This is a genomic window from Paenibacillus sp. J31R120 (genome assembly GCF_056269225.1).
The window spans coordinates 83,962-108,282 of record NZ_JBWDNN010000012.1; the positions used below are offsets into that span (position 1 = coordinate 83,962).

The 24,321-nt window shown below is 50.0% G+C and carries 24 protein-coding genes; all 24 read left to right on the top strand.

The features are described from left to right. Positions 1 to 106 precede the first annotated feature (106 nt). The 24 genes from nadA (at position 107) to galU (ending at position 24,321) form a co-directional block, all read left to right on the top strand. Positions 107 to 1,045: a quinolinate synthase NadA gene (gene nadA, locus AC0YNW_RS27290; protein WP_475834550.1), complete on the top strand. Its 939-nt coding sequence runs from the start codon at positions 107 to 109 to the stop codon at positions 1,043 to 1,045. 75 nt (positions 1,046 to 1,120) lie between these two features. After that, positions 1,121 to 2,734 carry an L-aspartate oxidase gene (nadB, locus tag AC0YNW_RS27295; protein WP_475834551.1) on the top strand — a complete coding sequence of 538 codons (1,614 nt, stop codon included), beginning with the start codon at positions 1,121 to 1,123 and terminating at the stop codon, positions 2,732 to 2,734. Further along, entirely contained in the window at positions 2,727 to 3,611 is an 885-nt protein-coding gene (gene nadC / locus AC0YNW_RS27300; RefSeq protein ID WP_387479922.1) for a carboxylating nicotinate-nucleotide diphosphorylase, read from the top strand. Before nadB ends, nadC begins: the two co-directional genes overlap by 8 nt. Further along, on the top strand, positions 3,608 to 4,378 hold the full coding sequence (locus tag AC0YNW_RS27305; RefSeq protein ID WP_387479921.1) for a type III pantothenate kinase: 771 nt from the start codon (positions 3,608 to 3,610) through the stop codon (positions 4,376 to 4,378). The genes nadC and AC0YNW_RS27305 overlap by 4 nt, the downstream gene beginning before the upstream one ends. Positions 4,379 to 4,382: 4 nt before the next feature. Then, positions 4,383 to 5,288 carry an Hsp33 family molecular chaperone HslO gene (gene hslO, locus AC0YNW_RS27310; protein ID WP_387479920.1) on the top strand — a complete coding sequence of 302 codons (906 nt, stop codon included), beginning with the start codon at positions 4,383 to 4,385 and terminating at the stop codon, positions 5,286 to 5,288. Positions 5,289 to 5,307: 19 nt separating this feature from the next. Then, on the top strand, positions 5,308 to 6,270 hold the full coding sequence (locus tag AC0YNW_RS27315) for a peptidylprolyl isomerase (RefSeq protein WP_475834552.1): 963 nt from the start codon (positions 5,308 to 5,310) through the stop codon (positions 6,268 to 6,270). Positions 6,271 to 6,409: 139 nt separating this feature from the next. Further along, positions 6,410 to 7,348, top strand: coding sequence for a cysteine synthase A (gene cysK / locus AC0YNW_RS27320; protein WP_387479918.1), 939 nt, complete (start codon positions 6,410 to 6,412; stop codon positions 7,346 to 7,348). A 131-nt stretch (positions 7,349 to 7,479) separates the two neighbouring features. Beyond that, the gene (locus AC0YNW_RS27325; RefSeq protein WP_475834553.1) at positions 7,480 to 9,069 is read left to right on the top strand and encodes an anthranilate synthase component I family protein; all 1,590 of its coding nucleotides are present in this window, start codon (positions 7,480 to 7,482) and stop codon (positions 9,067 to 9,069) included. A gap of 53 nt (positions 9,070 to 9,122) precedes the next feature. Continuing rightward, a complete protein-coding gene (gene pabA, locus AC0YNW_RS27330) occupies positions 9,123 to 9,704 on the top strand; it encodes an aminodeoxychorismate/anthranilate synthase component II (RefSeq protein ID WP_475834554.1) in 582 nt (193 codons plus the stop codon). Beyond that, positions 9,701 to 10,633 (top strand): aminotransferase class IV, encoded by a 933-nt coding sequence (locus tag AC0YNW_RS27335; RefSeq protein WP_475834555.1) that lies wholly within the window; start codon positions 9,701 to 9,703, stop codon positions 10,631 to 10,633. Before pabA ends, AC0YNW_RS27335 begins: the two co-directional genes overlap by 4 nt. Positions 10,634 to 10,681: 48 nt before the next feature. Next, positions 10,682 to 11,530, top strand: coding sequence for a dihydropteroate synthase (gene folP, locus AC0YNW_RS27340; RefSeq protein ID WP_475834585.1), 849 nt, complete (start codon positions 10,682 to 10,684; stop codon positions 11,528 to 11,530). A gap of 57 nt (positions 11,531 to 11,587) precedes the next feature. After that, positions 11,588 to 11,974 (top strand): dihydroneopterin aldolase, encoded by a 387-nt coding sequence (folB, locus tag AC0YNW_RS27345; RefSeq protein ID WP_475834556.1) that lies wholly within the window; start codon positions 11,588 to 11,590, stop codon positions 11,972 to 11,974. Beyond that, the gene (gene folK, locus AC0YNW_RS27350) at positions 11,952 to 12,506 is read left to right on the top strand and encodes a 2-amino-4-hydroxy-6-hydroxymethyldihydropteridine diphosphokinase (protein ID WP_387479913.1); all 555 of its coding nucleotides are present in this window, start codon (positions 11,952 to 11,954) and stop codon (positions 12,504 to 12,506) included. Before folB ends, folK begins: the two co-directional genes overlap by 23 nt. After that, positions 12,458 to 12,670, top strand: a complete 213-nt coding sequence (locus AC0YNW_RS27355; RefSeq protein ID WP_116050149.1) for a helix-turn-helix domain-containing protein — start codon at positions 12,458 to 12,460, stop codon at positions 12,668 to 12,670. Before folK ends, AC0YNW_RS27355 begins: the two co-directional genes overlap by 49 nt. A gap of 8 nt (positions 12,671 to 12,678) precedes the next feature. Next, a complete protein-coding gene (gene dusB, locus AC0YNW_RS27360) occupies positions 12,679 to 13,710 on the top strand; it encodes a tRNA dihydrouridine synthase DusB (RefSeq protein WP_475834557.1) in 1,032 nt (343 codons plus the stop codon). Between the two features lie 284 nt (positions 13,711 to 13,994). Beyond that, positions 13,995 to 14,471 (top strand): transcription elongation factor GreA, encoded by a 477-nt coding sequence (greA, locus tag AC0YNW_RS27365; RefSeq protein WP_387479911.1) that lies wholly within the window; start codon positions 13,995 to 13,997, stop codon positions 14,469 to 14,471. A gap of 76 nt (positions 14,472 to 14,547) precedes the next feature. Continuing rightward, the gene (lysS, locus tag AC0YNW_RS27370) at positions 14,548 to 16,059 is read left to right on the top strand and encodes a lysine--tRNA ligase (protein ID WP_475834558.1); all 1,512 of its coding nucleotides are present in this window, start codon (positions 14,548 to 14,550) and stop codon (positions 16,057 to 16,059) included. A 348-nt stretch (positions 16,060 to 16,407) separates the two neighbouring features. Next, positions 16,408 to 17,202, top strand: a complete 795-nt coding sequence (locus AC0YNW_RS27375; protein ID WP_387479909.1) for a tyrosine-protein phosphatase — start codon at positions 16,408 to 16,410, stop codon at positions 17,200 to 17,202. Positions 17,203 to 17,319: 117 nt separating this feature from the next. Next, positions 17,320 to 19,434, top strand: a complete 2,115-nt coding sequence (locus AC0YNW_RS27380) for an S-layer homology domain-containing protein (protein ID WP_475834559.1) — start codon at positions 17,320 to 17,322, stop codon at positions 19,432 to 19,434. Between the two features lie 99 nt (positions 19,435 to 19,533). Next, positions 19,534 to 20,301 carry a YveK family protein gene (locus AC0YNW_RS27385; protein WP_475834560.1) on the top strand — a complete coding sequence of 256 codons (768 nt, stop codon included), beginning with the start codon at positions 19,534 to 19,536 and terminating at the stop codon, positions 20,299 to 20,301. After that, complete coding sequence (locus tag AC0YNW_RS27390) at positions 20,282 to 20,974, top strand: CpsD/CapB family tyrosine-protein kinase (protein ID WP_475834561.1); 693 nt, start codon at positions 20,282 to 20,284, stop codon at positions 20,972 to 20,974. Before AC0YNW_RS27385 ends, AC0YNW_RS27390 begins: the two co-directional genes overlap by 20 nt. A gap of 36 nt (positions 20,975 to 21,010) precedes the next feature. After that, on the top strand, positions 21,011 to 22,834 hold the full coding sequence (locus AC0YNW_RS27395; RefSeq protein ID WP_475834562.1) for a polysaccharide biosynthesis protein: 1,824 nt from the start codon (positions 21,011 to 21,013) through the stop codon (positions 22,832 to 22,834). Between the two features lie 38 nt (positions 22,835 to 22,872). Next, positions 22,873 to 23,403 (top strand): hypothetical protein, encoded by a 531-nt coding sequence (locus tag AC0YNW_RS27400; RefSeq protein ID WP_475834563.1) that lies wholly within the window; start codon positions 22,873 to 22,875, stop codon positions 23,401 to 23,403. Between the two features lie 33 nt (positions 23,404 to 23,436). After that, positions 23,437 to 24,321, top strand: coding sequence for a UTP--glucose-1-phosphate uridylyltransferase GalU (gene galU, locus AC0YNW_RS27405; RefSeq protein ID WP_475834564.1), 885 nt, complete (start codon positions 23,437 to 23,439; stop codon positions 24,319 to 24,321).

Genomic DNA, 24,321 nt, shown 5'->3' on the forward strand with positions numbered 1-24,321 from the left:
TCCCTAAGTTTGTGCATCATTTCACAAAGTCGCTAGCCGCATAACGGAATGGGACCATCGTTCATCAAATGGAAGGCCCATCCCTCATAAGAGGAGAGGATCTATCGTGGAAGCATTGGCACTGGAGCGCAAAGCGGAGCAGAATCGAGAGCTGCGCGAGAGGCTGTTGCAATTAAAGAAAGAGCGTAATGCCATTATTCTTGCTCATTATTATCAGCGGGATGAAATACAGGAAGTAGCGGATTTCCGGGGGGATTCCTTCTTGCTAGCACAGAAGGCCGCTCAGACGGATGCCGAGGTTATCGTGTTTTGCGGCGTTCACTTTATGGGTGAGAGCGCCAAGATTCTGGCTCCGAACAAGACGGTCATTATTCCGGACGAACGCGCCGGCTGCCCGATGGCGGACATGGTGAACGTGGATGGACTGCGCAAGCTGAAGGCTCAGCATCCGAACGCCAAGGTGGTTACGTATATCAACTCTTCGGCAGAGATCAAAGCGGAGACGGATATTTGCTGTACATCCGCGAACGCCGTGAAGGTCGTCAATTCGGTTGAGGGCGATGAAGTGATCTGGGTACCGGACAAAAACCTGGGACACTACGTTCAGCAGCATACTGACAAAAAGATGATCATCTGGGAAGGCTACTGCAACACGCATGACATGCTGACGGTGAAAGACGTGGAGGAGATGAAAGCCAAGTATCCGAACGCGCAATTCGTCGTCCATCCGGAATGCCGTCCGGAAGTTGTGGAGCTTGGTGATTTTGTCGGAAGCACAACCGCTATTCTCAAATACTGCAAGGAATCCGATGTTCAGGAATTCATCGTAGGAACAGAGGATGGCACTGGTTATCAGTTGAGACTCGATAGCCCGAACAAGACGTTCCACTTCGCATCGAAATATTTGGTATGTCCGAACATGAAGGTGAACAATTTGAAGAAGCTCGTCAAAGCGCTTGAGACGATGCAGCCGCAAATCTACGTTCCGCCGGCTGTTGCGGACAGTGCCCGTTTGTCGCTGGAGCGCATGCTGCAAGTGAAGTAGCATGCGCTGCTTCACTTATAAGCGATAATTGCAGGCTACAGATCAAGATGACCCCGAGGTGAAGGAGCTAGCGTTATGATTCCTAGATATTTGGTCGACGTGGAGCTGGACAAGCTGCCCGTCTTAGATAAAGATGTCATCGTTATTGGGGCCGGCATTGCCGGTCTTTTTACCGCTATACGGGCAAGCAGACAGCATTCGGTGCTGATGATTACGAAGAAGTCGCTGCTCGACAGCAATACACGATACGCGCAAGGCGGGATTGCCGCCGTTATCTCTGATGAGGATTCACCCGCTTACCATAGACAGGATACGCTTATGGCCGGCGCAGGACTGTGCTCGGACGAAGCGGTCGATGTATTGGTGCATGAAGGTCCAAAAGGCGTGCAAAGCCTTATTAAGATGGGCACGCAATTCGACGTGGAGAATGGCGAATTCGCCTTGACCAAGGAAGGCGCCCATAGCCAGCGGCGCATCTTGCATGCGAATGGCGATGCGACGGGCTATGAGATTGTACGTGCGCTGTCCGAGAATGCGGTCGCCAATGAGAAAATCGAAGTATGGGATGACCATTTCGTCATTGATCTGGTTACGCAGGACGGCGAATGCTGCGGGGCAATCGTTCAGAAGCCCAATGGCGAGCGGTTGTTCGTTCGCGGCAAAGCGACGATTCTCTGCTCCGGCGGTGCAGGCCAGCTCTATCGCTACACGACCAATCCGGAAGTCGCAACGGGAGACGGCGTCGCGATGGCCTATCGAGCGGGCGCCTACATAAGAGACGCGGAATTCGTTCAGTTCCATCCGACGGCGCTATGTTATCCTGGAGCGCCGCGTTTCCTGATCTCGGAAGCGGTACGCGGGGAAGGCGCAGTATTGCGCAATATTAAGGGTGAACGCTTCATGGAGCGCTACCATGAACAGCTGGAGCTGGCACCGCGTGATGTCGTTGCGCGCGCAATCGTCAGCGAGATGGAAGCGACCAAGTCGACCTTTGTCTATCTTGACGTGACTCACGAGCCTGCGGAGATGGTCAAGCACCGCTTCCCGACGATCTACGAATATTGCTTGAAATACGGGCTGGACCTTACCTCCGACTGGATTCCAGTCGCGCCTGCCATGCACTATATGATGGGCGGCGTGAAGACCGATCTGAATGGTGAGACGAATATCAAGCGGCTATTCGCCTGCGGTGAAGTGTCATCGACCGGGGTGCATGGCGCGAATCGGCTTGCGAGCAATTCATTGTCCGAAGCGATCGTATTTGGCCGCCGCATTGTGAAGCGGATCGAGCATTCACCGCCACTTGAGATGGAGCCGAAGTTCTATAATGAGGTGGAGCGCAATAGCGCTTCTATGCAGGCTGTTGTCGAGAGGCGGCTTAAGCTGCAGAAGATTATGGTGCGGTATGTCGGCTTGAAGCGGAATGAGACAGGCCTTAGAAAAGGCTTGGAGGAGCTGAAACGGCAGCTGCCGATCTTCCAATCCATTCTGACCGATCGCGAGGAGTTCGAATTCGCGAATATGCTCACTTGCGCGCTGCTGATGACGGAGTCAGCGATTACACGGGAAGAGAGCCGGGGGGCGCATTACCGGGAGGACTTCCCGGCGCGCGATGATCTGGTATGGAGAAAACATACGGTGCTGCACCGTACAAAAGGCATGACTGAGGAGCGAATTGAAGATGTTTGAGTGGACGACAGGCGGATATGACGCGCAGATGAGAGACCAGATCAGAAGCTGGCTTGCTGAGGATATCGGCAGCGGGGACATCACGACGGAGACGACGATCGCGGCAGGTTCCCGTTCGACAGCTGTCATTCATGTGAAGGAGGACGGCGTGATTGCGGGAATTCCGCTGGCGAAGCTGGTGTTCGAGGTCGTTGACCCTAAGCTTTCCTTCCAAGCACGAGTGGAGGATGGCGATCACGTCACCAAAGGGACGGTTCTGATTGAAGTGGAAGGCAGTACGCACAGCATTCTGACAGGCGAGCGGCTTGCGCTTAACTTGATGCAGCGGCTCTCCGGTATTGCTACGAAAACCAAGTCTTATGTTGATGCGCTTCAAGGACTGCCTGTCCGCCTGGTTGATACGCGCAAGACGACGCCGGGCCACCGCATGCTGGAGAAGTATGCCGTACGTGTCGGCGGAGGCTCCAATCATCGATTCGGCTTGTATGATGCCGTCATGATCAAGGATAATCATATTAAGGGTGCCGGAGGCATTACTGCCGCGGTCACCTCGGCACGACGCCAAATTCCCCATACGATGAAGATCGAAGTGGAGACGGAGTCCCTGGTACAGGTAGAGGAAGCAATCGCTTGTGGCACGGACATCATCATGCTTGATAATATGACGCATGAGTTAATGCGGGAGTGCGTCGCTCTGATCAAAGGGAAATCGCCGCATATTATTGTAGAGGCGTCTGGTGGCGTGAAGCTTGACACAATTCATGGCATCGCTGCTTGCGGCGTAGATGTCATCTCCGTCGGAGGGCTGACTTATTCGTTCCAGGCACTGGACATTAGCTTGGACCTGAACGAGAAGAAGGAGGTCGGACGGGGTTGATTCTGGTTATCGATGTAGGCAATACGAATATTGTGCTTGGCATCTACCGTGGCCAGGAGCTGTTGTACCACTGGCGGCTGAGCACGAACCGTTCGGCGACTGTGGATGAGTACGGCATGAACATTCATAATTTATTCCTGTACGCCGGAATCAAGATCGAGCAGGTCGACGGTGTGATTATTTCCTCCGTTGTACCGCCGCTAATGCGGACGCTGGAGCAGCTTTGCTTAAAGTATGTGCGCAAGACGCCGCTTATCGTCGGTCCAGGCGTGAAGACAGGGCTGAACATTCGTTATGAGAATCCGCGAGAGGTCGGAGCGGATCGAATCGTCAATTCAGTAGCGGGTATTGAGAAATACGGCTATCCGCTTATTGTGGTAGACTTCGGTACGGCGACAACCTTCGATTATATTGATACAACGGGCAGTTATCTGGGCGGAGCGATCGTGCCCGGCATCGGCATCTCTACGGAAGCGCTCTATCAGCGCGCAGCGAAGCTGCCGCGCATTGAGCTGCAGAAGCCGAAGAGCGTAATCGGACGAAATCCGATTACTTCGATGCAAGCAGGTATTATATACGGCTATGCTGGACAGGTTGATGGTATTGTGAACCGGATTCGTGCCGAGTTCAGCGTGAATCCGCGTGTTGTAGCTACAGGCGGGCTTGCAGAGCTAATTGCCGCTGAATCGGATACAATTGAAGAAGTAGACCCGCTGCTGACGCTGGAAGGCTTGAGAATTATTTATGAACGCAACCAGGAGGGCTAAATAGATGGAAGAGCAGCTGAAGGACATATTGGTGCGGGGCACGGCTTGGGGTGGGAAGATTCGCGTATTCGCGACCCGTACAACCCATATCGTAGAGGAGCTGCGGCGCCGTCACGATTCGTTCCCTACTGCGTCGGCGGCTCTGGGCCGTACACTGTCGGTAGGCGCGATGATGGGCGCGATGCTGAAGGGCAAGGAAAGACTGACGATTCAAGTGAAGGGCGACGGTCCGATCGGTCAGGTTGTTGTGGATGCCAACGCTGACGGAGAGATTCGCGGTTATGTCGATCATCCGCAGGCGCATCATGGCAGTAATGAGAAAGGCAAGCTCGATGTGGCCGGAGCGGTAGGTACTTCCGGGTATATCCACGTGACGAAGGATCTCGGTCTCAAGGAGCCGTACCGGGGCAGCGTTCCGCTGATCTCGGGAGAGCTTGCAGAGGATTTCACGTATTACTTCGCTGTATCGGAGCAGACGCCATCGGCAGTAGGCGTTGGCGTATTGGTAGAGAACGACAACTCCGTGCTGCATGCAGGCGGATATATCGTTCAACTAATGCCGGGTCTGACAGATGCCGAGATTACGCGCCTGGAGCAAGCTGTGGCGAAAATGCCGCCGGTTACGACTCTGCTGGCGCAAGGCCAGACGCCGGAGGATCTGCTGAAGTGGCTCGTAGGCGAAGAGGACTTGGTCATTCATGATACGATGCCGCTAGTGTTCAAATGCCAGTGCTCCGAGGATAGAGTGGAGCAGACGCTAATCAGTCTCGGCGAATCCGAGCTGCGCATGATTATTGAGGATGATGCAAAGGCGGAAGTGGTATGCCACTTCTGCAATGAGAAGTATTCGTTCGGCAAGGAGCGGCTGGAGCAATTGCTGGTACAAGCAAAGCCGAAGCCGGTTCAATAATAGAAAGGCAGTCCAGGCCATGAAGAGAAATGAGGTTCTGAAGGCTGTGGTCATCCTTCAAGCCGTCTGTATGATTGCTCTGACGGGCATGGTGATGGTTAAGGTATGGCCCCTGCCTGGGTTAAGAGGAAACGAGCAGGGTGAGCAGACTTCTCCGCCGGCTCCGACCGGTACGGAGGGGAGCGGGCAGAAGCCTGTTGCATCGGTGGGAGGTCAGCCCATTACCGGTTCCGAGCTCACGAGCGAGCTGTACAAGCAATATGGTGACGAAGTGCTCCACGTCATGATGCTGAGGCGTGCACTTGAATTGGAGTCGAAGGCTACGGGCCTTCGCATCTCGCAGGAGGAGCTGGACCGGGAGATCGCCGCCGCCGCTGAGGGCTACGGGGACGAAGAGTCCTTCTATTCCATGATGAAAGAGCAGCTTGGTTTGTCCAAGGAGCAGATTCAAGAGGAGTACCGTTACCGATTGCTGCTGGAACATATTACGATTAAGGATATAACGGTCGCCGACCATGAGGTGGATCGCTATATGCAGGATCACCCGGAGCAGTTCGAGCCGCAGCTGCAATTTCATTTGCGCTGGATTGTGACGAACACCAGGGAGCAGGCGGAGAGCGTGCTGGCGAAGCTGATGGACGGGGAATCGTTCGCTGCCATGGCGAGACTTTACTCCAATGATCAATTTACAGCCGAAGACGGTGGCGATCTGGGTATGATCGACGCGGATGATCCGTTTTATGATGAAGAGGTTCTAGTTGCTGCAGCTGGAATGGCAGTAGCGGAGATAGCCGGTCCAATCGAATTGACGGAGCAAGGCTACGCGATTATCGAGCTGGCGGGCCGGAAGTCGACGTCCAATCTGGCCAGCGACCGGCTGTTCGAGCAGGCGCGAAGGCAGCTTGCACTGGAGCGGGCCAAGCCGCTGAATGTCGTAGAGGACGAGCTCTTGAAGCGATATGATGCGATGGTGATGAAGTGAACACGACCGTGCTGGGAGCGCGGTCGTTTTTTTCCAATAGAAAGCAAAAGTGACTATTGACAACATTGGCGCGACATTGTTAAGATGTAATTAGTCAAAAACCAACTATTTTAGTCGGAATAAGGAGGACTTTCATTCCATGGCCAAAATTGTACAAAGCGTAACAGATCTGATCGGAGATACACCCCTTGTTCGTTTGAACCGTCTCGTGCCGGAAGATAGCGCGGAAATTTATGTGAAGCTGGAGTACCAGAATCCGGGTGCCAGCGTGAAGGACCGCATTGCGATCAGCATGATCGAAGTGGCGGAGCAAGAAGGACGCATTAAGCCGGGCGACACGATCGTTGAGCCTACAAGCGGCAACACAGGCATCGGCCTGGCTCTTGTAGCGGCTGCCAAAGGATACAAAGCCATTCTCGTTATGCCAGAGACGATGAGTATCGAGCGCCGCAACTTGCTGCGCGCTTACGGTGCTGAACTGGTGCTGACGCCAGGCTCCGAAGGCATGAACGGCGCAGTGCGCAAAGCGGAAGAGCTGGTTCAAGAGAACCCGTCGTACTTCATTCCGCAGCAATTCAAAAACCAAGCGAACGTGAAAATCCACCGCGAGACGACAGGACCTGAGATCGTGGAAGCGATCAACTCCCTGGACGGCAAGCTCGATGCCTTCATTGCGGGCATCGGCACAGGCGGAACAATCTCCGGCGCTGGTGAAGTATTGAAGGAAAACTACTCGGATATCAAAATTTATGCGGTTGAGCCTGCAGCATCCCCGATTCTGTCCGGCGGCAACCCTGGTCCTCATAAAATTCAAGGTATCGGCGCGAACTTCATTCCGGATATCTTGAACCGTGAGATCTATGACGGTATCATTACCGTTGAGAATGAGGATGCGTTCGAATACGCGCGTCGTGCGGCGAAAGAAGAAGGCATTCTGTGCGGAATCTCCTCCGGCGCAGCGATCTATGCAGCGCTGAAGGTAGCGAAAGAACTGGGCAAAGGCAAGCGCGTGGTCGCTATCGTACCAAGCAACGGCGAGCGCTACCTGAGTACGCCTCTGTTCAACTTCGAGAACTAATCGCTTTGTTGCTTTTATAAAGCTAACGATAAGAAGGGCCTTTCATTCTTCGGGATGGAAGGCGCTTTTCTTTTGCCGGGCATTTCTGTATACTGAGCGAAATAAGCATCAGGGATCGGGGGATTTACAAGATGGTCACCGCTTGGGAAGAGTGGATTCGGTGGCGCGCCGAACAAACCTATACAACACTGCCGCTAGTGAAGGAGCTGTCTCTTCAGAGGGAGCCTGGGGGCAAGGTCGTCTCTTGGGAGGAGGCTTGGCAGGACGCATCGCCGTATGCCTTTGTGCTGGAGAGCGGCAAGGACGGAAGATTCACCTATCTGGGCTTGCATCCGGACAGCGTCATCAAGGGCAAAGGCTTGCAAGCGGAGTCGATTGACTTCCGTGGACTGGACGAGCAGTCACAGGGACGCAGGCAGTGGAAGGGTAAGCCGCTGGAGGTGGTCCGCGCATGGATGAGCGACGGTAAGGGACCTCGGCTCGCCGATGCTGACGGGCCGAAGTGGCTGGGCGGCTGCGCGGGCTTCTGGAGCTATGATATTGTGCGCAGCATCGAGCGTCTGCCGGAGATTGCGAAGGATGATTCCGGCTTGCCAGATTATTTGTTCTTGAGAATGAATGAGATCTGGGTCGTCGATCATAAGCGAAGCGTCGTCTATTGCGTCGTACATAGTCCGGTGTCGTTCGGCCAATCGGATGAGGAACTGAAGGCTGTCTATGATCAGGCCTCGCTGAGAGCGGAGGGAATGGCGGATTATTGGCTGACCTGGTTCGAGGAAGAGAAGGCGCGCGCGAGTGCGGAGAAGCTGCAAGCAAGCCGTCTGGCCTATATGGACGGGGAATCGCTTCATATAGACGTCAATACGATACCGGGCATTGAGTCTCCTACTTCCAAGGAAATGTATATGGACGCTGTGCGGGCTATACAGCGCTATATCGGGCAAGGAGACGTATTCCAGGTCAATCTGGCCCAGCGGCAGTCCAAAGCCGTGTCGACACCGCCAGAGGAGCTGTATGAATGGCTCAGACTATTCAACCCGTCGCCCTATATGGGTATGCTGCGCTCGCCGGACTTCCAGCTGGTATCGGCTTCGCCGGAGCTGCTAGTCGAGCTGAAGGGACGCCAGCTGGGTACGCGCCCGATCGCGGGTACGCGCAGAAGGGGACGCACGGAGGAAGAGGATTTGTTGTTCGCCGAAGAGCTGCGCACGAATGAGAAGGAGCGGGCTGAGCATATTATGCTGGTCGATCTGGAGCGCAATGATTTGGGCCGTATCTCCACCTACGGAACGGTCAAGGTGAAGGAACTGATGGTCATCGAGCGATACTCTCATGTCATGCATTTGGTGTCACAGGTAGATGGAGAGCTTGCCGCAGGCAAGGATGCCTATGATGTCATTGCGGCGACTTTCCCTGGAGGTACCATTACCGGCGCTCCGAAGATCCGTACGATGGAGATCATTGAAGAGCTGGAGCCTGTGCGCAGAGGTCCCTATACGGGATCGATGGGATGGATTGACTATAACGGGGATATGGAATTTAATATTATTATTAGAACGATGGCTATAAAGGATGGAACCGTTCATATTCAAGCTGGAGCGGGCATCGTCATCGACTCGGACCCGAACCGAGAATATGAGGAATCGATGAACAAGGCGAAGGCGCTGTGGAAGGCGATTCAGTATAGCGAGCGGTTCGCAGACAGAGAATCGGAGCAATAAGGACCCAAGAGCTTTGCTTCTATAAATAGGTTCGGACAAAGGGGATGTGGAGCATGATACTCGTAATCGATAACTATGATTCGTTCACGTACAATCTGGTGCAATACTTGGGCGAGCTGGGAGAGGAGATCATCGTCAAGCGGAACGATGAGATCGATCTGGCCGGCATTGAGGAGCTCGCGCCTGATCATATCCTGATCTCGCCGGGACCTTGTTCGCCGAATGAGGCGGGTATTAGCCTGTCGCTGATTGACCATTTCAAAGGAAAGATTCCGATATTCGGCGTTTGTCTCGGCCATCAGTCGATCGGACAAGCGTTCGGTGGCGAGGTTGTGCGCGCGGAGAAGCTGATGCACGGCAAGACATCCCCGATTCTGCATGACGGCAAGTCGATCTTCGATGGTATGGAGTCGCCATTCACAGCGACGCGCTACCACTCTCTAATCGTTCGCAGGGAGACGCTGCCGGATTGCCTGGAGATCAGTGCGGAGACGGCAGAGGGCGAAATTATGGGGCTGAGGCATAAGGAGTATGCGATCGAGGGCGTGCAATTCCATCCGGAGTCCATTATTACGGACCATGGGCATACGATGCTTCGCAATTTCCTGCGCCACCGGTCCGGCGTTGTGCAATGAAGATCGGTCTGAACGGTAATGTGGTTGAAGCACACCAAGCTGTGATCTCAGTCTATGATCACGGCTTTTTGTACGGTCTGGGCTTGTTCGAGACGTTCCGTACCTACAAGGGAAGGGCCTATTTGCTAGAGCGGCATATGGAGCGCTTGAAGGCGGGCTGTACGGAGCTGGGCATTCCTTTCGGTATGAGTATCGGTGAGCTGGAGGCCTGGATAAGCAGACTATTGCGAGAGAATGAGTTGAAGGATGGCTACATACGGTTGACGGTAAGCGCCGGGGAAGGCGCGCTGGGACTGCCGACTGGAGATTATGAGCAGCCGAATATCATCTTGCTTGTGAAGGAATTGCCCCCAGTGAATGAGGAAGCGATGCGATCTGGCAAAGAGCTGCGCCTACTGCGTACCATGCGGAATACGCCGGAAGGATCGGTGCGATTCAAATCGCTTCATTATATGAACAATATTATGGCGAAGAGAGAGCTGCTCGGATTGGCTGGCGAAGAGGACGCACATCCCATGCCGGCACAGCCGGGAGCTGAAGGGCTAATGCTGACTCGGGAAAGCTGGCTGTCTGAAGGAATCGTAAGCAATCTGTTTTTCTTCCGTGGAGGCATCGTCCGAACGCCTGCTATTGACACGGGAATATTGCCCGGCATCACTAGACAGCGTGTATTGGAGCTTGCTGCAGAAGCGGGATATGTAGCAGAGGAAGGCCATTATCGGTGGGAAGAGCTTGCAGCGGCCGATGAGATCTGGATGACCAATTCCATTCAGGAGCTGGTTCCTATTACACAGCTAACGCGCTATGATTCCGACACGAGAATGGAGATGAGCGGCGGTTCAGCCGGTCCGGTGACGATGAAGCTGCTGGCGCTGTACCGGGCGGATACCGGGAAGCGACCGCCGTATAATGGGCGGTTGGCAGATTAGGGTATGCTAGCCGGTAGAGACGATTGAGCAGGAGGGACGTGACAGATGATGAAGACTAGACCGACTTATTGGAAGCGATCCTACGACTTGGGCGGCGGTGTAAAGCTCGAGCTGGGCACACGTACGCTAATTATGGGAATCTTGAACGCAACACCGGACTCGTTCTCGGATGGAGGCCGCTATAACGATGTGGAACGAGCGGTTGCTCATGCCAAGGAGATGGTGGCTGCGGGCGCGGATATTCTGGATATCGGCGGCGAGTCGACAAGACCGGGTTTCGAGGCGGTTAGCGCGGAAGAAGAGCTTAAGCGGGTGCTGCCGGTCATCGCGGCCGTCCGCAAGGCCCTTCCGGAGGTCGCAATTTCGGTAGACTCCTATAAAGCCGTAACGATACGCCAGTGTCTGGAAGCGGGCGCTCATATCATTAATGATATCTGGGGGCTGAAGGGCGACCCTGATATGGCGGCTGTGGCAGCGGAGTATGGGGCGCCGGTCATCATTAGCCATAATCGTCATGCGAGGGATTATACTGATTTTGTTCCCGATGTTCTGGCGGATCTCCAAGCTAGCGTTGGCTTGGCCCGCAGAGCGGGGGTAGATGAACAGCAAATATGGCTTGATCCCGGTATTGGTTTTGCCAAGACCTATGAACATAATCTGGAGCTGCTCGATCGTCTGGACGAGTTGAATGAGCTTGGATACCCGGTGCTGCTGGGCACGTCGCGCAAGCGATTCATCAAGCAGACGCTCGATTTGCCAGTGGATGAGCTCGTTGAGGGAACGGCGGCGACGGTAGCCCTAGGCATCGCGCGGGGCTGCCAGATCGTACGCGTGCATGACGTGCAGGCAATCAAGCGCACGGCATTAATGACAGACGCGATCCTCTATCGCGGATAGTGATAGCGACCGAGCCGTATAGGCGAGAGTTGCAAACCGGAAGGAGCACGACATAACATGGACCGAATGATCGTAAAGGGCATGCGCTTTTATGGATACCACGGCGTATTCCCGGAAGAGAACAAGCTGGGGCAGCAATTCTATGTCGATCTGGATCTGGGAATCGACCTGGAGCAGGCCGCCAATACGGATGACCTCACTTGTACCGTGAATTATGCAGAGCTGCACGCGCTGGCGAAGTCGATTGTGGAAGGGGCCCCCTTCAAGCTGATTGAAGCGCTGGCAGGGCACATTGCATCGCGTGTACTGGAAGCTTATACTATGATCAATGACGTCACCGTCCGTGTGACGAAGCCGCATCCGCCGTTCGATATCCACTTTGACGGGGTGACGATCGAGCTGGCGAGAAAGCGGGATGCCGATGGCCGAATCGTACGAGCATAAAGCCGCAGGCGCCGAAGCTTATATTGCCCTTGGCTCCAATATGGGGGAGCGCGACAAGCTGCTGATGGATGCGATCGAGCGCATCGATTCCCATCCGGATATCCGCGTGCTGCGCGTATCGGGCATGTATGAGACGGAGCCGGTCGGCTATACCGATCAACCTTCTTTTCTGAACATGGTGATTGCCGTGTCCACGACCTTAGAGCCCTTGGCTCTGCTGCGCGAGCAGCTGGAGCAGGAGCGCCTCCTCGGGAGAATTCGACATGAACGTTGGGGACCAAGAACCATTGACCTCGATCTTCTCCTATACGATAATGTCAGAATGGATCAAGAGGAGCTGACGCTGCCGCATCCGCGCATGATGGAGCGGGCGTTCGTGCTTGTTCCCTTGCATGATGTGATCTCGAATTCGCATCCTTTGCACGAAGGGGTTCAGGCTGCGTCTTATGCGGCGCTTCGGGAAGGAAAGGAAGGCATCACGTTATGGAAAACAATCAATTGGCGCAGCGCGTCAGAGCCTTTCGAAAGCTGAAGGGCTATACACAGCTAGAGCTGGCCAAGGAGCTTGGCGTATCGGTAGCGGTGCTGGGATCGCTGGAGCGAGGCACACGGAAGAATGATCCCAAGTTGCTCAACCATATCGCGAAGACGCTGGGGATCAGCTATGAGGAACTCATGACCATGAAGGAGGAGTAAGGAGCCGCATGCTGAAAATCGGAGACATCGAGATGAAAAACAGAGTGGTGTTGGCGCCGATGGCAGGCGTGTGCAACCCGGCTTTCCGACTGATTGCCAAGGAGTTCGGCACAGGGCTTGTATGTGCGGAGATGGTAAGCGACAAGGCGATTCTGCACGGCAACAAGCGCACGATGGAGATGCTGTTCGTAGACGAGCGGGAGAAGCCGCTCAGCTTGCAGATCTTTGGAGGCGACCGTGAATCGCTGGTTGAAGCAGCTAAGGTCGTCGACAAGCAGACGAATGCCGATATTATCGATATTAACATGGGCTGTCCGGTGCCAAAGGTGACCAAGTGCGACGCAGGGGCGCGCTGGCTGCTGGACCCTAATAAAATATATGAAATGGTATCCGCGGTAGTGGATGCCGTCGACAAGCCCGTAACGGTGAAAATGCGGATCGGCTGGGATGACGAGCATGTGTACGCAGTTGAGAACGCACGGATGGTAGAGAAAGCGGGCGGCAGCGCCGTCAGCGTGCATGGACGCACCCGCGAGCAACAGTATACCGGCAAGGCGAACTGGAACATTATAAGAGACGTCAAGCAAGCGGTATCGATTCCTGTTATTGGCAACGGTGACGTATTCTCGCCTGAGGATGCCAAGCGGATGCTAGAGCATACCGGCGTAGATGGCGTTATGATCGGACGCGGCGCGCTGGGCAATCCGTGGATGCTGTACCGCACGATCCAGTATCTGTCGACCGGAGAGCTCCTGGGCGATCCGACCCCGCGGGAGAAGATGGATGTGGCGATTCTTCACCTGGACCGGCTGATCGCACTGAAGAACGAGGCGGTAGCGGTAAGAGAGATGCGCAAGCATCTGGCCTGGTATCTGAAGGGGCTGCCTGGAGGCGCCCGCGTGAAGGATGTCATTATGGAGGAGACAGGTCGCGACCGTATGGTGACGATTCTGGAGAATTACATCCATTCGCTGGAGAATGAGGGCGTTGGCTCAGAAGCCGGAACGTCCGGCCGCGCAGCGGAGGAACCTGTACATTAACCCATGGGAAAGACACGTCAGGCGGTTATTCGACAATGGTCGACAATAACCGCTTGTCGTCGTCTTTCCTTTTTGGCGGGGAAGTGAAACGGTTTCAATGGCGGGGCTGGCTCCGATTGACATTCAAGTTACCATGCAATATAATCGTGCAATATAATCTAACAAATAGTTGCAAGACACTATAGTCACCAGCAGGTATGATGGTCATCATGCGTAATATATTAAGTAACAGTGAATTCATACAACGTATGAAAAATTAGTCACACGACAGGAGAATCGGAAAGATGAACGATAAGCAAATCATTCTGACTCAGGACGGGTTGAAGAAGCTTGAAGAGGAGCTTGAGTATCTGAAGTCGGTGAAACGTCGTGAAGTAGCCGAGCGGATCAAGGTCGCGATCGGTTACGGCGACATTAGCGAGAACTCGGAGTATGAGGATGCGAAGAACGAGCAAGCTTTTATCGAAGGCCGCGTTATTACGCTGGAGAAGATGCTTCGCAACGCCCGCATCATTAATAATGATGACATTGATATCGATACCGTCAGCATTGGATCGATTGTTACGGTAGAAGATCTGGAGTTCGGCGATACGATGGAATATGCGATTGTCGGCACAGCGGAATCTGATCCGCTCCAGAACAAAATTTCGAATGAAAGTCCCGTTGGCAAAGCGATTCTGGGCAAGAAGAAGGGCACAGTCGTAGAGGTTAACGTTCCGGCGGGCATTATTCAATATAAGATTATCGATATCAAAAAATAAGGTGTGCGATTCACGATTTCGAAAGCTTCCTTGCCGGAAGCTTTTTGAGCGTTTGCCGAATGTATTAAGGAGATGAATGAAAGTGGAACATGATAACAACCAGAACAGCGAGCAGGAGCTGAGCGAACTTCTGCAAATTCGTAGAGACAAGCTGGATGAGCTTCGCGGACTAGGCGTAGACCCGTTCGGCCAGAAATTCGAGCGTACGCATAATGCCAAGGACATTCTGAGCGCCTATGAAGGATTAAGCAAGGAAGAGCTGGAGGAGCAAGGCAATAAAGTCAGCATCGCCGGCCGTATTATGCAGAAGCGCGGTATGGGCAAGGCTGCTTTCGCTCATATTCAGGATCTGACAGGCCGTATCCAAATCTATGTCCGCAAGGATTCCGTAGCCGAGAACAAATTCGCGGCATTCGACCTGCTCGATATCGGCGATATCGTAGGCGTACAGGGCGTTGTCTTCAAGACGAACACGGGCGAGGTGTCGGTTAAGGCTCTTGAAGTGGACGTGCTGACGAAGTCACTGCTGCCGCTTCCGGATAAGCATCACGGCCTTAAGGACGTGGAGCTGCGCTACCGCCAGCGTTATGTCGATCTGATTGTGAACCCGGATGTTCAACAGACGTTCATCTCCCGTTCCAAAATCATCCAATCGATGCGCCGTTATCTGGATTCCCTAGGCTACCTGGAAGTGGAGACGCCTACGCTGCATTCTATTGCAGGGGGCGCTGCTGCGCGTCCATTTATCACGCATCATAATGCTCTGGACATGCAGTTGTATATGCGTATTGCCATTGAGCTTCACTTGAAGCGCCTCATTGTCGGAGGCTTGGAGAAGGTATACGAGATCGGACGCGTCTACCGCAATGAAGGCATCTCTACGCGCCATAACCCTGAATTTACGATGATTGAGCTGTACGAGGCTTATGCCGACTACAAGGATATCATGGCACTTACCGAGAATATGATTGCGCACATTGCACAAGAGGTTCTCGGCACGACCCAGATCAAGTATCAAGGACATGACGTTGATCTTACGCCGCAATGGCGCAGAGTCAGCATGGTCGACCTTGTCAAAGAGGTAACGGGCGTTGACTTCAGCGTTCAAATGACGGATGAAGAAGCGCATGCCCTTGCAAAGGAACATAAGATTCCTGTAGAACCGCACATGACGTTCGGCCATATTCTAAATGCCTTCTTCGAGGAGCGCTGCGAGTCGACTCTTATTCAGCCAACCTTCGTAACGGGACATCCGGTTGCGATCTCGCCGCTGGCGAAGAAGAACGACGTTGATCCGCGCTTTACGGACCGCTTCGAGCTGTTCGTCGTGGCGCGTGAGCACGCGAATGCGTTCACAGAGCTGAATGATCCAATCGATCAGCGCGAGCGCTTCGAGGCGCAGCTGGAGGAGAAGGAGCAGGGCAATGACGAGGCGCATGATATGGACGATGACTTCATCCGCGCGCTGGAGTATGGCATGCCGCCAACGGGCGGTCTGGGCATCGGTATTGACCGTCTGGTCATGCTGCTGACGGATTCTCCGTCCATCCGTGATGTCCTGTTGTTCCCTCATATGAGAGAGCTGTAGCTGTCTCAAAACAGCCTAAAATACAGGTTAAAATCAATGCCCCACAGCAGTGGGGTATTTTTTTGAAAAAAAAGTTTTCTGGAAAGTGCAACCAAATGACCCTTCATAGCGTTATATAGTAGAGTGAGTTCTAAATAATTTCTCGACAAAATCTAAACAAATTCTGAAAAAAAGCTCGACTCAGGCGCCAAATTGTCAGTTTTTGACTTTACCAGGATGGAAATAGTGGGATATACTGATAGGTATTAAGAAGACCGGGATATGTTACCTGCTATGAATGTCAATCCTGATAAAGTATTGGTCAATTTTTGCCGATAACTAGATTGACACCAATTCTAGCAGGAAGACGTGAATCAATTGATAGATATCCATACACACATTCTACCCGGGTTAGACGATGGCGCTCAAAATGTTCAGGATTCTCTTCAGATGGCTCATGCGGCTATTGCGGAGGGGATCGACGTCATTATCGCAACTCCTCATCATGCAAATGGAGTCTATATCAATGCTGCTGCGGATGTGTCCAGGCACGTGCAGACATTGAATGACAGATTTTCTGCAGAGGGAATGTCCCTTCGAATCGCACAGGGGCAAGAAATACGCGTACATGACGATTTGTTGGAAGCGTGGCACAGAGGCGAGCTGTTAACATTGGCCGGCTCTGCGTACGTATTGTTGGAAATGCCCTCGTCTCGTATTCCGAGGGTGATGACAGAACTCATTCATGAGCTGGGCATTCTGAAGCTGAAGCCGATTATCGCTCATCCAGAGCGCAATGCGGAGGTTGTGCAGCATCCCGGCAGATTGACTGAATTGATTGAACTGGGGGCATACGCCCAGGTCACAACCCACTCTTTGCTTGGCGGATTCGGAAAGCGAATCGAGCAGGCTGCATGGTCGCTCCTGAGAAGCGGCAATATCCATATCGTATCCTCCGATGCTCATCATGTGGAGCGTCGCGGATTTCGCATGCAGGAGGCCTATCAGGCAATAGAGAAATCCATGGGTGAACAATGGTCCGAGTATCTGAAGAGAAACGCGGCCGCCGTCTTGGTGGACAACCCGTTCGAGGAAGCTCCGCAAGCGAGCACTTCGACAGGTTTTCATATAAAAAAGTTCTATTCTTTCTTCTTCAAGAAGTAGAAGGAACGGCATCCAAGACCTACAAGATTCCTACATAGGGAAGTAAGTTGGCTTTCGGTTTTACTAGTCTTTCATCTTTGCGATGGGGACCTAAACTAATTATAGAGGTGAGAGAAAGTGACTTTAAGAAGAAAATTAGCAGTAACTACAATTGCGGCAAGCGTTGCTATGTCTGCATTCGCAGGCATTCCGCTTAGCAACAAAGGTTTGGCAGAAAAGCTGGGAGTAAGTAATGTTGCTTATGCGGCAGAAGCTGTTAAGTTCCCTAACCAAGCAATCATTAAGCAGTTGCAACGCGTTGAAAAAGCCCTTAAGGCAGAGGAGAAACAGGCTCTTAGAGATCTCCGCGATGCATTGAATGGTCTTGAGGATTCTGTAAAAGGACAGGTTGTAGCTCCAATCGTTAATAAGCTTGTCGATGCTGATGCTCCAGATGCACAAGAAAAGAAGGATGCTTTGAAAAATGTGTTTGTCGATGCAATTGCACTGACTTTCGCACCATCCGAAGCGAAGCTTGAAGAGTTCCGTGTAAAACATCACGATCTGATTCAAGGATACGCTACAGAAGTTGGTGTGCCTGATCTGACAGTTGATGATATTGCTGGTTATTTCTTGGCTATTCAAGATGAAACTTTCAAAATTGTTAACAAAAAGTCTCTTGTTCAACTGCTAGATCTTTTGGGTGATGCTGAGGGTGTGAACAGCCTGTTCGAAGAAGTGTTGGCTGCTATTCCTAATAATAAGTACGCGATTGAAAAAGTGTTCCTGGAATATAAAGTAACAACTGAAGATGTTGTGGCTGTTGTGTCTGCTGGAAAAGCGGCGGTTAATGATAATAGCTTGTTCAATAAAGCTGCGGCAGCACTATATGAAGTTTATAAGAGAATCAATAGCACATCAGGCGGCGGTACTGGTGAAGCTGGTCCAATCGTAGACAACACGATTACAGCTGAAGCACAAACTCTTATTAATAACCTTTCGGATCTGAAAGCAAAACTTGCTACAGCAACCGAAGAAGAAAAAGCGAAGCTGATTGAAGATGCAGTCAAGCAAGTGGACGATCTTGTTAAAAAGCTGGCTGTTATCTCTGTAAAGGTTGATATTGTTGAAGGTAAAGCAACGGTTAGCCTTGATGAAACTAACACTGTAATTGCTCTTAACAGCATCGGCGCTGTTATCGCAAAACTTCAAGATGCTGCTGGCGTATCTTATGATGCTCCGAAACTAACAGCTAACGCTGGTGATGTAACTGAAAATGAAGTTGCAGTTAAGTTGTCGGCTAAGATTGTAGAAGCTGCAATTAAAGCAAAGGTTCCTGCATTCTCCTTGAAAGTTGGAGCATTCGGTGTTGAGTTGCCATTCGGCGGCACGTTCTCCAAGCAAATTGACTTTGGATTCAAAAAATCCGATGCTAATGAAGCTGCTTTGGGCGGCCTGAAAGCTGCTTCCCAAGTATATGACTTCAGCCTTTCCGTAGGTGGCGTAGCAACTACAAGCTTTGACCGTCCGATCGTAATCAGCATTCCGCTTGGCAGCACTACTGGCCTGGACAAAGAACTGTTGTCCGTAGCTAAGATCGTTGAAGGCGGACTTGAGTTCCACGGCGGTCGTGTAACGGATACTTCGGTGATTGAGTCCCGTGACAGCTTCTCTTCTTATGTTGTTGTTGAAAACAAAGTAACATTCGGCGACATTGCACATGTATCTTCATGGGCTGGCCGTGCTATTGAAGTGGTAGCAGCTAAAGGTGCGATTAATGGCAAGGCAGACGGCGTATTCGATCCGAATGCAAATGTAACTCGTGCTGAATTCGCTAAAATGCTGGTTCGTGCTCTTGATCTGGAGAACGGCTCCGCTACTGAAAACTTCGCTGATGTAAATGCAAGCGACTGGTTTGCTCCTTATGTAGCAGCAGCAGCAGATAAAGGCATTATCAAAGGCAAAACTGCTACGAAATTCGATCCATCCGCTCCTATCAAGCGTGCTGAGATGGCTACAATGATCACTCGTGCACTGCAACTGGTAAATGGTTCGAAAGATGTTGCTAATATCGATGCAGCTCTGGCAGTATTCTCTGACGCAGCTCAAATCAACGAAACGTTGAAAGCTGGCGTTGCATTCGCAGCTAGCAAAGAAATCGTTGTAGGCAGCGACGGCAAGTTTGCTCCAAATGCAAACGCAACACGCGCGCAAGCAGCAGTTATTATCTACCGTGCAATTAACGCTAACTAATACTGCATAAACAATTGAAATCTTCCTCTCATGTAGATGGGAGGAAGATTTTTTCTTGAAAAGCATGAGCTTACTATAGTCAACGGAGGAGTAGTCAGAGTGACTAATGAATTAGATTTTCGACAGTATCTGTCCATTATTCGTAAGCGTTTAGCGTTAATCCTATCTATTGTTGTGATCTGTTCTGCATTGTCTGCAGTATACAGCTTATATTTCAAAGATCCTATCTACGAAGCTTCGACCAAAATAATCGTCAACCAAACCTCGTCGCAACTGGCGACCCAACAACTCGATTTGAATCAGATAAATACGAATATACGCATGATTGATACTTATAAAGAAATTATTAAGACTCCTGCAATACTCGATAAGGTTGTAAATCAATATCCAGAACTTGGATACACTGCTCAAGAGCTGATCGGGCATATTCAAGTAAGCTCTGTAAATAATACTCAGGTTATGACACTTGTTGTTGAGGATGTAAACTATCAAAGGGCTGCCCAAACAGTGAATGCAGTTTCCAATGTGTTCCGAGAGGAAATTCAACATATTTTTAAAGTAGAAAACGTTTCGATATTAAATGAAGCGGATATCAATGCGCAACCGGGGCCTGTATCACCTAATGTGCCTCTGAATATTGCGATTGCGCTTATCGTTTCACTTATGTTATCGGTAGGCGTTGTGTTTTTGCTTGAATATTTGGATGACACGATCAAGACAGAGTCGGATGTGCTCGAGCATTTGGGGCTGCCTACTATTGCTATGATTTCAAAAATGAATCCAGAGGAGCAGAAGTCCACACAATCTCAAGCAACTACCCGAACTTACAAGGCTGGTGAATTAGAGCGTGTCACAATCGAAAAGTAAACGTCAGCTAATTACTCTGACTAATCCTAAATCCCCAATTTCTGAGTCCTACCGTTCATTGCGGACAAACATAGACTTCTCGTCCATTGATGAAAAAATGCAGGTTATTATGGTTTCTTCAGCAGGCCCAGGTGAAGGAAAGTCGACAACGATTACTAACTTAGCTATCACTTTTGCTCAGTCTGAGCGCAAAGTTGTTCTTATTGATGCTGATCTTCGTAAGCCAACGGCGCATCATACATTCTCTATTTCTAACCGCTTTGGATTGTCTTCTGTATTGTCGCAGCAGTGCTCACTAGAAGAGGCGATACAACACTCAGACGTGCCTGGAATGGATATTATCACATCAGGGGCAATTCCCCCAAATCCGGCAGAAATGCTGAATTCCAAAAGAATGACTGCAGTTATTGAAGAGCTTAGACAAAAGTATGATGTTGTTCTTATTGATACACCACCACTATTGGCTGTAACGGATGCACAGATCGTTGCTGCAAAGAGTGATGGGGTTGTTCTTGTTGTCGATCAGGGGCGTGTTAAGAGAGAAATTGCTAAGAAGGCTGTTCAGAATTTGCAGAGTGTTAATGCTCACATATTGGGTGTTGTTCTAAATAATGTGAAGCGCAGAGCGAAAGAAGAGGCCTATTATTATTACTATGGTACAAATGAAAAATAAGTCATAATTGTTGCAACGGCGGAAGGAATGAGCAAAATGAGTTACAGAAGAAGGATGCTAATTATACTAGTGGTGGATATTATCATTATTTGGGTGGCCATAGGGGTATCCTATCTGTTCCGTTTCAGTGGAAGCATTCCTCTCCGTTATGAGGAGCAAATGCTGTTATTTGCTATAGTGACGACAGTCATATGCGGTAGCAGCCTTGCCTTCTTCAGAATGTATAGAAGAATGTGGCAATATGCAAGTATTGGAGAGATTATTGAGCTCTTCAAAGCGATTGTAATTGGAATGCTATTATCCTATACAGCCGCCTCCTTGATTTTTGGTGAGCGTATTCCACTATCAATAGGCTCTAGAACTTTAGAGCTTATGTTGCTTTTAATGGGTGGATCAAGATTTTTATGGCGCTTAATACGAGTAAACCGATCTATAAAATTGGAACAACCACATAATATATTAGTTGTAGGGGCCGGAGATTGTGGTGCTCTTATTGCTAAAGAAATTATGACGAGTGATCTTTTCAAGGACAGTCGGTTAATTGGTTTCATTGATGACGATAATCATAAGCGTAATATGCAGGTCGTAGGGGTACCGGTTATGGGTAACCGTGAAGACATAGAACATATTGTACAAAAACATGATATTCATGACATTGTCATTGCTATGCCGTCCGCGAAACGGGCAGACATTTCAGATATAATCAATATATGTAAATTGACAGGTGCCAAGGTTAAGATTATACCGGCTATTAATGATTTTATATCGGGGCGTCTGGCAGTTCAAACCTTGCGTAACGTAGAAGTTGAGGATTTACTAGGAAGAGAGCCCGTTAACATTGATATGAAGGGCATTATGGATTATGTTACGGATAAAGTAGTATTGGTTACAGGTGCAGGAGGTTCGATAGGATCAGAGCTTTGTAGACAGATTGCATCGTACCAGCCATCTAAGCTGTTATTGCTTGGTCATGGGGAGAATAGTATTTATTTAATAGAGATGGAGCTTAGAAATAAGTTCCCGCAAGCACAATTAGAGACAGTAATTGCAGATATCCAGGATCGCGATCGAATGGATAAGGTTTTTGCAAGATTCAAACCGAATGTTGTTTTTCACGCAGCAGCTCATAAACATGTACCACTTATGGAGCGTAATCCATCTGAAGCAATTAAAAATAATGTTTTTGGTACTAAAAATGTTGCAGATGCAGCAGATAAGTATGGTGCGCAGCGCTTTGTCATGATTTCATCGGACAAGGCCGTCAATCCTAGCAGCGTCATGGGCGCTACAAAGCGGATTGCAGAGATGTATATTCAAAGCATTAATGCTACAAGTCATACTCAATTTGTGGCTGTGCGATTCGGTAATGTTCTCGGCAGCCGAGGTAGTGTTATTCCAAGGTTTAAGGAACAAATTTTGGCTGGCGGTCCAGTTACGGTAACTCATCCCGATATGGTTAGATATTTTATGACAATACCAGAGGCTGTTCAATTAGTCATTCAGGCTGGTGCATTTGCAAAAGGCGGAGAAATCTTTATATTGGACATGGGCAAACCCGTTCGTATATTGGACTTGGCTAAAGACTTGATTCGACTTTCAGGACTTGAGCCGGATGTGGATATTAAAATTCAATTTAGCGGTATGCGTGAAGGCGAGAAGTTGTTTGAAGAATTATTAACAGAGTCTGAAGCAACAACGGCTACTCAGCATGAACGAATTTTTATAGGTAGGCCTTCAGAAATTAATAGATCAGAACTGGATATGCAATTTAGAAGGTTTGAGAAAGTATTGGGTGAGGATCATCATTCCGTAAAGGCTGCTATTGAGCGGTTAGTACCTTTTTACTCTCATGTATCGTAAAGTCATACTATTATTCAATCAGAAGAGGTGAGAAGCGAATGAAAAAATGGAAAAAGGTCCTTATTTGGGTAGCTTCAATTATTGTCGTATTAGGTGTAGGTGGTTTATTTGCTGCTAACTATGCTATGGATCGGATGATTGCTTCATTGGCAAGTAGCTTAGAGACGGACTTGGCAGTAAAAGAGAATAATGGGAATGCAGAACCAAACCATAATGACTCAACTAACGAAGAGAGTCCTGATATAGATAAATCTGCAGGTAATCAGCCTTCTGATGACGGTTATACCGCGGAGATATCTACTGACAAAGCAAAAAACGTGCAAGAAAAGATTACAGTTGGTGAAAAAGCACAGCTTGCCGGAGTTTTTTTGAAGCAACTAAGCGTTGAGGATATGAAGTTGCTTCAAGAATTGGCAAGCGGGGGTCTTAATCTAGACGAAAAGAAACAGGCACGCAGCTTAATATTGGAGAAGTTGACCCCTGAACAATATGATGAGTTGATTCAAATTGCAAAAAAATATGGTATGAGCGAGGGAAAAGGCTACACTGAGGCTATAAAGGATAAATAACACACTATTGTTACGAACCATGGAGGTCGTTGTATGAAAGTGCGGAAGGCTATTATTCCTGCTGCGGGTCTAGGCACAAGATTTTTACCGGCAACGAAGGCCATGCCTAAAGAAATGTTGCCTATTGTAGATAAACCTACCATTCAGTACATTGTAGAAGAGGCTGTTGAATCCGGAATTGAGGATATTATTATCGTTACCGGAAAAGGCAAACGTGCTATTGAAGACCACTTTGATAATTCATTTGAGCTCGAACAGAACTTGCTGGAGAAGGGCAAGCTTGAGCTTCTGAATGAAGTTCAGAAGTCCTCTAAAATGGTTGATATACATTATATTCGGCAAAAGGAAGCAAAAGGTTTAGGCCATGCGATATGGTGCGCGAGAAAATTTATTGGAAACGAGCCATTTGCAGTACTTTTGGGTGACGATATAGTTCAAGCTGACAAACCGTGTCTGAAACAAATGATCGAACAGTATGATCGATATAAATCTTCTATAATTGGTGTACAGGGAGTAAGCCCAAATGAAGTTTCTAGATACGGAATAGTGGCAGGTAAGGAAATTCATGAACGTCTGTACAGCGTAAGCGGACTTGTGGAGAAGCCAAAGATGGAAGAAGCTCCATCTAATATAGCCATTATGGGGCGCTATATTCTAAGTTCCAAGATCTTTAATATATTAGAATCTCAGCAACCAGGTGCTGGTGGAGAAATACAATTGACAGATGCGATTGCCGAACTAAACCGTTTTGAGGCTGTGTATGCTTATGATTTCGAAGGTACACGTTATGATGTTGGAGAGAAATTTGGATTTATTAAAACAACGATCGAAATGGCCCTTCAAAATTCTAGTTTACGAACTGAGTTATTGGAATACCTTGAGGAACTATTAAAAAGTAATAAAGTAACTAAATTATAA